The following is an 8,090-nucleotide window of genomic DNA, read 5'->3' on the forward strand; positions in this document are numbered from 1 at the left end:
GTCTCGAAGGCCCGACGACGGTCGTGTCGCCGGATGCCGGTGGAGTCAAGAGAGCCGAGCGTTACGCGCGGCATCTGAACGCGTACGTCGGCTTCGTGCACAAGCGCCGGGAGGCCACGAAACGTAATGTCTCCGAGGCGCTCGCGATGATCGGGAAAGTACGGGGCAGGCACACGATCATCGTCGACGACATGGTCGATACGGCAGGCACGGTGACGAGCGCGGCCCGGCTTCTCATGAAGAAGGGCGCTCTGTCAGTTCAGGTTGTGGCAACCCACGGTGTGCTGTCCTCGCCGGCCATCGAACGTATTGAGAAGTCGTCGATCAAAGAGGTTGTCATCGCGAACACGCTTCCGGTGCCGGAGGAAGCCCTCGGGTTTTCGAAGCTGAAGGTGCTGTCGGTCGCCCCCCTATTCGCCGAAGCACTCCAGGCGATCTTCGTCGAGTCGAGCGTGTCGGAGATCTTCCTCGGGGAGAATCTCTAGGAGTCTGCTGAGTAGTGCCGGTGTGTAGATCGGCGGCTGTGCGCGTCAATCACAAGGCCGCAGATTCCGTCACTACCCGTGTCGTACTGGTGGGATCGAGAACGCCGTGAATGGCGATGCACGGTCGCCGAGATGCGTGCCATGTATTGCTCAGCGGGCTCCTTGGCTCGTTGCGCTCGCGGTATTTCGTATTTCGTACTTCGTGCCGGCCGCTCCCCGGGATAGTGTTGGGGGATGGACACGACGATCGTATATGTCACCACAGGGAACCGAAGGGGGGTGTTCGACATCACCTCCGAGGCAGATGCGTTCGTCTCCGGGCGCGGCGACGGCCTGCTATCCGTGTTTGCAGAGCATGCGACAGCCGGGCTCGCGTTGATCGAGATCGGCGCCGGAAGCGATGCTGATCTCATCGAGTCGATCGATACCCTTCTGCCGCGAGAAGATGGCAGGTGGCGACACCGGCATGGCAGTCCTGGCCACGGAGCCGATCATGTCCTTCCGGCATTCATCAGTCCGAGCCTCACCATTCCGGTCATCGCCGGCAGGATGACGCTCGGGACGTGGCAGTCGCTCGTGCTGGTCGACCCGAACAGTGACAATCCCGAACGGAGGATTCGGCTGTCCTGGATCGAAGGATGATCAGACCGGAGGGAGCAGTACCGTCTCGCCCGGGTAGATGAGGTCGGGATTCCCGGAGCGAAGCACGCTCCGATTCACATCGACCACTCTCGCCCAGTAGGTGGCGAGCCGCCGGTTCGCCGGATCTTCGCCGAGCGACTGAAGGTGGCGCCGCGCGATCTTCCACAAGTTGTCGCCTGGTTGGACGGTGACCGATGCCGTCGCCATCGACGGTGAAGCTGCAGGTGCGAATCGGTCCGTTGTGGGCCGTGTCATCGTGTTCGATGTATCAGGGACCGGGACCGGAGACCGTCCAGGGAGCGCTGATCCGGCATGCACGCCGGGGGGCAGCACCATACCGGAGGGATCGACCGTCACGATTACCGGTGGAGCCGTAGCGAGGGCGGGCTGGGCGGCCGCACCGGAGACGATCGCGATGGCGATCGCCCGGTCGACGACCCGTCGGACGAAGGGAATCGTGAACCAGCGGGGGAGTCGGACCCTGCGGGCGCCGGCGGCAAGGTAGACGATGGTCGATGCGGTGAGCCAGAGGACGGCACCGAGAGCGACCACCCTGAGCAACGCCATGAGGGAGTCGATCGGGTCGGCGACTTGGAGATCGATCTTCATGAACGGTGCTCGTCCAACCAACACGAGAGAGGTGATCGCCGTGGCTTCGGTCAGGACGAGGGCGCTGAGTTCGACGAGTCGCTTCACAGGGCAACGCTACATCCCGGTGATACCGGTTGTCAATGCTCATACCCTCTAGACAATCGTTACCGAGCATCGTAGGTTCCCTGTAGGAAGGGAGCACCATGGCTGTATACGGGGGCGATCTGGCCCAACTCGAAGACCTTGCCGGAAGGTTCCGACAAGAGGCAGCGGCAGTCGAAGCGCTCGAGGCTCGAATCACGGCTTCGCTCCAGTCCACTGCATGGACGGGACCAGCCGCACACCGGTTCAGAGAGCAGTGGGCAGGTGAGTTCATCCCGGCGTTGCGCCGGCTTTGCGATGCGATGGCTGAGAACGCCACTGCTGTCACGAGGCGCCGACAGGCCATCGAGTCCGCCACGTCATAACCCGGTGTTCGACCAAGCGTTGCTCAGCAGCCGCCTCTGTGGCATAGCGGTCCGTGTCGCGGCGCTCGAAGACGAGATTGCGGCGATCGGGCAGGCAGCCGGGGCCTGGTGGTCGGGTCCGGCGGCCGAGCGGTTCCAGGCAGAGCTGCGCCATCGGCGCGCGGTCTTGGAAGGCGTGCGCGCCGACATCCACGCTGCAGTGGCGCTCATGCCGACCCCGTGAACATCCTGGTCACATGGAAGGACACGGATCTCGTGCTCGACGCGGCACAGGATGCAACCGTCGCGGATCTGCGATCCGCTCTTTCCGACACTCCGGAGAAGCTGTGGATCGATGGCTGGCGGGCAGCAGACGAGCTTTCCATCTCCGAGATCCCCAACGGAGCCGTACTCGGTGCATCCGGCAGCTCTGAGGCCGAACGCCCGCGCCGCAGTTTCCAGTCGGGAATGGTCACTTTCAACCGACCTCCGAGGGTGGGTGCGCCCGATGCTCCGGCGCCTCCCCGGCCCCCCGAACAGACGGCCATCCCGGATCGACGGGTTCGATTCGCGTGGGCCACGGTAGTGGTCTCCACGTTGGCAGGGACCGTGCTTGCGGTGGTCTTCGGCCCGGTCTTCGCGTTGTTCTCGCTCCTGGGGCCGCTCATGGCGACTGGTACGTGGATCGAAGGGCGGATGGCATTGCGTCGAGAGCGACGTGAGGCGAGGCTGGGTCACGCGAGAGAGATGGGTCGCTACAGGGCGAATCGCCTTCGATGGGAGCGAAACCGACTCGCTCACCGTCGCCTCCAGATGCCGGGTCCTGATGAAGTCGTGGAGCGTGCCGTGCGCATGGCGTCCTCATTGTGGGAGCGGAGACCCGACCATGCGGATTTCGGCCTCGTGTCGATTGGTCTGGCGCCCGGCGGAGATCCTGTGGGAGTCGTGCTGGCGTCCGGCGTGACGGTGGGTGTGGCCGGAGATCGAGAAGCGGCGATGGGGATCGTGCGATGGGTACTCGTGCAGGCGGCCGTGCACCACGGGCCCGCGGACATGTCGCTGCAGGGGCCGAGTGAGCCATCGTGGGACTGGTTGAAGTGGTTCCCACATGCCGGACGGACCGGCGGTCTCGAGATCCGCGTCACGGATGGAGGCGATAGGCCGGTCCTCGATGCGGTGAACGTCGTGATCGCGGAGACGGTGCTCGAACTGCCGGGCGACTGCGACTTCGTGATCGAGGCGCGAGCGGATGGCGAAGGTACGTTCCTACGGGTTGGGGATGGTGTACGACGACGAGTTCGTGCCACGCTGCAGTTCGAAACCGACGCCCTGGTCGCGGCCAGGGCGCTTGCGCGGGTGCAAGATCCTGAGGATCCCGGCGCACGGATGGGTGGTCAGCCTGTGAGACTTCAGGAGCTCCTCGGGTTTCCGACCTCGAGGTCCATCATTCGGCGATGGCGCGAGGACAGAGAACTGCGTGCACCGATCGGATTGGGTCCCGAAGGACTCCTCGAAGTCGATCTCGTCGCCGACGGTCCCCATGGGCTGCTTGCGGGAACCACCGGCTCGGGAAAGAGCGAGCTACTGCGCACGCTGGTGCTCTCCTTCGCCGCGACATTTCCTCCCAGCCGGATCGTCTTTGTGCTCATCGACTACAAGGGAGGCTCCACATTCGATAGCTGTGCCGGCCTGCCTCATGTCGTCGGTTCACTCACCGACCTGGATGAAACGAGTGCCCATCGTGCCTTGGAGGCACTCGAAGCCGAAGTGCGAGACCGAGAGGAGAGACTTCGAGCGCACGGAGCCGAAGATCTTGGCGCGTATCGGGGCAATCCGCCGATCCCTCACCTGCTGGTGATCATCGACGAGTTCGCCACACTCGCAGAGCAGGCGCCGGAGGCTCTCGACGGACTGGTCGACATCGCCCGGCGGGGGCGTAGCCTCGGGATGCATCTCCTGCTCGCCACCCAGCGACCCGCCGGGGTCATCAGCAGCCGGATTCGAGCCAACACCGCTCTGCGCATCGCGTTGCGCGTGCACGATCCGGCCGATTCGGAGGACGTCATCGGAGCACCCGGCGCAGCGCGGATCAGCAGGCACACTCCAGGACGAGGATTCCTCAGACTCGGGCCGGGAGAACTGGTCCAATTCCAGTCTGCACTCGCTACGACGTACGCCGGCGACGCAAAGGTGCGAACGGCGCCGTTTCGGGTGGGAGAGCCGATACGGTGGCAATGTGCGCCCGCAGAGGCGAGCGATCTGGCGAATCTCGTTCACGCGATCGAGGCAGCTGCGATCGAGTCTGAAGAGCCCACGCCTCCAGCCGTGTGGGCTCCCGAACTTCCCGAGAGGGTTGTCATGAGCGAATTGGGGGAGACACCGAGGCCGGACACTCCCTGGGCTGCACCATTCGGGCTCATCGACGACGTCCGGTCTCGGCGAGTCTTGTGGTGGGAAGCGACCAACGTACTCTTCGTCGGACCGCCAGGCAGCGGGTCCACCAAGGCGCTCGCAGCACTTGCCACCGCCGTGTGCCTGCGTCATCCGGAGACGCACGTTCACGCAGTGGGTGTCGAGGATGGAGAGCTGCGAGGGCTCGAGCGGATGCCACAGGTGGGCAACATCGTCTCCTCGGGCGAGAGTGAGAGGACAGATCGTCTGCTTCGCTACTTGATCGAGGAGGTTGAACATCGCCGCAGGAGCCGTCTGATCGGACCGCCGATCCTGCTGCTTGCCGAAGGGGCACCATCTGGGGACCCGTTTCGCCACGTTGTTGGAGACGGGCCGGCGGCCGGCGTATTCACGGGAATCTCGGTCCGACACGTCGGCGCGATCTCGGGGAGCCTGCTGGCGGCGTTTCCCGAGCGCTTCGCGTTCAGACTCATGGACCCGTACGAGTATGCGGCGCTGGGGCTCGAGCGAGTCACCCCGCCGGCGACGGGTGCAGCGCTGCGGGTCGCTTCAGGCAGGCTCGTTCGCATCGCGGAACCTGCCGTGTCGACCGGTATCGTTCCCGTTGATCTGCCCGTGGCAATCGACGCGCTTCCTGGCGGCATCTCCCTTTCCGAGTTCGAGAGTGCTGCGCGTATCGAGAACGGTGTTTGGTTCATCCCCATCGGACAAGGAGGGAAAACGCTGCTTCACCCTGTCGGGTTTCGGCTGGAGCAGGGTCGTCATATCGTCATCACCGGCGGAAGGGGTGCAGGCAAGACGACGGCCCTGAGGGCGGTTGCCACCTCGGCGCGAGGGAAGCTCGCAGTCACGATCGTGGGCAACCTGAACCAGGTTGGAGGTGAACGAACGGACGACCTTCTCGCCTTTCTGGCTGATCCGGGTTCCCTCCCGAGGCTCTGCCTTATCGATGATGCGGATCGAATCCAGATGGATCCGTCTCACGTGCCGCCGGGAGTCCACCTCGTTGTCGCGGCGAAGGCGGATCATCTGGCGTACGGGCACTGGTTACGCCGTATCATCGGCGATGCAGAAGGACTCGCCTTGCGACCAGATCACCGGGACGAGGATCTCTGGCGTGTCCGTTTGGCACCATCCATGGTTCCGGGGAGAGGAATGCTGATCGCACGAGGCGATCTGATCCCGATCCAGGTCGCTTCCGGTACGATGGCCGCGCCGCTCAAGGAGGACACCGACAATGCGCGTTCGAATAGGAATCGCCGACACGCCTCGTGAAGTCGAGTTGGACATCGATGACGCCGATGCGTTTGTCACGATGTTGGAGGCAGCCCATTCCAACAGCGAAGCGTTCGTCTGGGTAGACGCAGCCGATGGTAAGCGGGTGGGAATACCCGTCTCAAGGCTTGGTTTCGTCGAGATCGAGGTTGAGCACAGGGTCGATGTCGGATTCCGAACATGACAAAGGCCGGCGTTTCCGCCGGCCCATGTCGTGGATGGTCGAGTCAGCTGGCCCGACGCCTACGTTCCGCAAGCCAGCGCTTGCGGAGGCGACGCCGTTCATCTTCGGCGTAGCCTCCCCACACTCCGGATTCCTGATTGGATCGGAGCGCGTACTGCAGGCAGTCCTCCTTCACGGAGCACAGAGAGCAGATGGCTTTTGCTTCGGCGATGGCATCGATAGCCGCGCCGGTGGAACCGACGGGAAAGAACAGCGTCGGCTCAGAGTCCCGGCAGGCGGCAAGCTGACGCCATTCGGTGGTTACGGTGAGCAAGTCAGAACTCCTTGAACAAGGATTGTGATGTAATTCACAAGAACCCTAACTCTGGTCTGTAAGTTCGGCAAGGGATAATGGCATGGATTTATCTGGAATTGTGGTCGGTGGACATCGCGGCCTTCGGCTCGAGTATCCCGACAACACGTTGGCGGGGATTCTGGCGGCTCGAGACGTCTGTGATCTCGTTGAACTGGACACGCGGCGGACCGCAGACGGAGTGATCGTGCTCTCGCACGATGCGGCACTCGGTGGCCACGTCGTTGTCGAGACTCCATGGGAGACACTCGAGAAGATCGATCTCGGGCGAGGCCATCATCCGGCCCGATTCGAGCATCTGCTGGACGTGATCGGCGACTTTCCACTGGATATCGAGATCAAGAACAACCCGGGGGACCCCGACTTCGACCCGGACTTCACATTCCCGCTATCTGTTGCCGGTCTCGCCCGCCCACAGGATGTAGTCACGTCATTCCACTGGCCCACCATGGACGCGATTCGGTCGGCGTATCCGGGTCTCCGTACAGGACTCCTGGTCGAACCCGACGGTTCTCTGGAGGCGGCGACGAGCCGGGCATGTGCGTCCGGTCACCAGGTGGTCGCGCCGCACTGGTTGCTGCTCGAAAGGGAATCGGTGATCGGTTCTCTACTCGAGCGAGGACTCGACGTGGTGGTGTGGACGGTGAATGACGAAGATCGAGCCGTCGCACTTGCCATCGCCGGAGTGTCGGCGATCATCAGTGACGATCCTGGCAGAATTCGACGGACACTCAGGAGGCATTCGTGACCATCAAAGAGGAACTTGCGTCGGAGCTGCGAGAGGCGATGCTGGCACGCGATGCGCGCAGACGTGACGTCGTGCGGCAGATCGAAACGGAAGTCACTCGCAGGGTTACCGCTCCCGGCTTCACCGGGGAGGCCGATGATGCACTCTACGAGCAGGTAATCGCGTCCTACGTGAAGAAGATGAGCAAGGCTCGTGACGACTACGCCGGCTTCGGGGAGCGAGGGGCGGCGATGGCCGAGAAGCTCGATTTTGAAGTCGAGTACCTTTCCCGCTGGCTTCCCAAGACGCTGTCGGAAGCCGAAACCGTTGCTCTAGTTCGCGCGGCGATCGCCGAACTCGGTGCCAACGATCCGAAATCTGCCGGACGAGTGATCGGCCATCTGATGAAGTCGCATCGCGATGAGCTGGACGGAGCGCTGGTGGGCAGGCTCGTACGAGAGGAACTCGGCGCAGGGTAGGCCGTCTCCTCGAGTGGAGACGAGGTATCAGGTATCGGGTTGCAGGGAACCCTGCATCCGTCACCGCGTCGGATTCGAATCGACTCGCTGTCGGCGCCATCTCTCTCTAGCTTTTCACGCAACGTCGAGGCTTGGAGTAGATGGCCTTTCGGATCAGCTCGTTGACGTTTGCGCATCCCGACATCTCATCGGGGGACCGCGCCAGGCTCGCACTCACAGATGACGTCCTCACCGCCGCCTATCGACGGGTCAGCGAAGCCGGCATCGACGCGTTCGTCCTCTCGACGTGCCTGCGCGTCGAAATCGTCAGCGTCGGATGTGACGCCGCCCTGGACCGGGTCATGGAGATTCTCTATCCGGACGGTGCCCTCCTCGCATCGGGCGTTCGTCGCAGAGATAGCGACGTCCTGCTGCACCTGTACCGGGTGGCAGCCGGGCTCGACTCACCGGTCGTCGGCGAGCCGGAGGTTCTCGCCCAGTTCCGTCACGCGATCGAC

Annotated in this window: 11 protein-coding genes; 9 read left to right on the plus strand and 2 right to left on the minus strand. The window is 63.5% G+C overall.

All coding sequences use genetic code 11. From position 1 onward, the window contains the following. Both prs and GWP04_11425 read left to right on the plus strand, forming a co-directional pair. Window positions 1-485, plus strand: a 485-nt coding sequence (gene prs / locus GWP04_11420; GenBank protein NIA26161.1) for a ribose-phosphate diphosphokinase, incomplete at its 5' end; no start/stop codon positions are given. Window positions 486-719: 234 nt separating this feature from the next. Beyond that, on the plus strand, window positions 720-1,127 hold the full coding sequence (locus GWP04_11425; GenBank protein ID NIA26162.1) for a YjbQ family protein: 408 nt from the start codon (window positions 720-722) through the stop codon (window positions 1,125-1,127). On the opposite strand, the gene GWP04_11430 is transcribed toward GWP04_11425, so the two are convergent. Further along, the gene (locus GWP04_11430; GenBank protein NIA26163.1) at window positions 1,128-1,823 is read right to left on the minus strand and encodes a LysM peptidoglycan-binding domain-containing protein; all 696 of its coding nucleotides are present in this window, start codon (window positions 1,821-1,823) and stop codon (window positions 1,128-1,130) included. Window positions 1,824-1,921: 98 nt separating this feature from the next. Between GWP04_11430 and GWP04_11435 the strand changes: the two genes are divergently transcribed. The 4 genes from GWP04_11435 to GWP04_11450 are packed head-to-tail and all read left to right on the plus strand — an operon-like array spanning window position 1,922 to window position 6,035. After that, complete coding sequence (locus tag GWP04_11435; GenBank protein ID NIA26164.1) at window positions 1,922-2,185, plus strand: hypothetical protein; 264 nt, start codon at window positions 1,922-1,924, stop codon at window positions 2,183-2,185. Between the two features lie 4 nt (window positions 2,186-2,189). Further along, on the plus strand, window positions 2,190-2,408 hold the full coding sequence (locus GWP04_11440) for a hypothetical protein (protein ID NIA26165.1): 219 nt from the start codon (window positions 2,190-2,192) through the stop codon (window positions 2,406-2,408). Continuing rightward, window positions 2,405-5,851: an AAA family ATPase gene (locus GWP04_11445; protein NIA26166.1), complete on the plus strand. Its 3,447-nt coding sequence runs from the start codon at window positions 2,405-2,407 to the stop codon at window positions 5,849-5,851. The genes GWP04_11440 and GWP04_11445 overlap by 4 nt, the downstream gene beginning before the upstream one ends. After that, window positions 5,814-6,035, plus strand: a complete 222-nt coding sequence (locus GWP04_11450) for a DUF3107 family protein (protein NIA26167.1) — start codon at window positions 5,814-5,816, stop codon at window positions 6,033-6,035. Before GWP04_11445 ends, GWP04_11450 begins: the two co-directional genes overlap by 38 nt. 43 nt (window positions 6,036-6,078) lie before the next feature. Here the strand turns inward: GWP04_11450 and GWP04_11455 are convergent, their stop codons facing one another. Then, on the minus strand, window positions 6,079-6,348 hold the full coding sequence (locus GWP04_11455; protein ID NIA26168.1) for a WhiB family transcriptional regulator: 270 nt from the start codon (window positions 6,346-6,348) through the stop codon (window positions 6,079-6,081). 82 nt (window positions 6,349-6,430) lie between these two features. Between GWP04_11455 and GWP04_11460 the strand changes: the two genes are divergently transcribed. From GWP04_11460 to GWP04_11470, 3 genes are all read left to right on the plus strand, one after another. Next, the gene (locus GWP04_11460; GenBank protein ID NIA26169.1) at window positions 6,431-7,135 is read left to right on the plus strand and encodes a hypothetical protein; all 705 of its coding nucleotides are present in this window, start codon (window positions 6,431-6,433) and stop codon (window positions 7,133-7,135) included. After that, window positions 7,132-7,593, plus strand: a complete 462-nt coding sequence (locus tag GWP04_11465) for a GatB/YqeY domain-containing protein (protein ID NIA26170.1) — start codon at window positions 7,132-7,134, stop codon at window positions 7,591-7,593. Before GWP04_11460 ends, GWP04_11465 begins: the two co-directional genes overlap by 4 nt. 140 nt (window positions 7,594-7,733) lie before the next feature. Next, window positions 7,734-8,090, plus strand: a 357-nt coding sequence (locus tag GWP04_11470) for a hypothetical protein (protein ID NIA26171.1), incomplete at its 3' end; no start/stop codon positions are given.

The sequence above is a fragment of the Gammaproteobacteria bacterium genome, assembly GCA_011682695.1.
Lineage (GTDB): Bacteria > Actinomycetota > Acidimicrobiia > Spongiisociales > UBA4744 > BMS3Bbin01.